The organism is Corynebacterium sp. ACRQJ (assembly GCF_022346045.1).
GTDB classification, from domain to species: domain Bacteria; phylum Actinomycetota; class Actinomycetes; order Mycobacteriales; family Mycobacteriaceae; genus Corynebacterium; species Corynebacterium evansiae.
This window is the reverse complement of the sequence record NZ_JAKRMT010000053.1, coordinates 1-514: the sequence shown is the minus strand read 5'-3', so window position 1 is coordinate 514 and position 514 is coordinate 1. Positions and strand designations below refer to the sequence as shown.

At 45.5% G+C, this 514-nt stretch carries 1 rRNA gene; it reads left to right on the top strand.

Features of this window, described 5'->3' with window-relative positions:
- Positions 1-76: ribosomal RNA gene (locus MHX52_RS10345) — 16S ribosomal RNA — on the top strand; the annotation flags it as partial.
- Positions 77-514: the final 438 nt, after the last annotated feature.

Here is a 514-nt window from a genome sequence, read left to right as displayed (position 1 = left end):
GAAGGTGGGATTGGCGATTGGGACGAAGTCGTAACAAGGTAGCCGTACCGGAAGGTGCGGCTGGATCACCTCCTTTCTAAGGAGTATTTATTTTTTGTTTTTGTTTCTGGGTGAATAGGTAGCCGGTTCAGCCATGTGTTGTGGTTGTTGGGTGCTGTTGTGTTCAGGTCACATTTTTGTTGAGTGTGGGATGTTGTGTGTTGGGGTTGGCACAGTGTTGGGGTTGGGTTAGCAAAGTTTTGGTTTGTCATGGCTGTTGGGTGTCTGGGACAATCTGTTTGTTCCTTTTTGTGGACGCTCGGCAATGGGCTGATGAGTTTTCGTTGGTTTGTTGTGGGTGTTTAGTGTTGTTTGAGAACTGTATAGTGGACGCGAGTATCTTCTTTTTTGTGATTTTTGTTTGAAATCATTTTTGTTCACGCGCTGATTACATGAATGTTTTGTTTGTGTGGTTGGTGTGTGGGTGTCTTAGTATTTTGTGTTGTCTGTGAAGGGCGCACGGTGGATGCCTTGG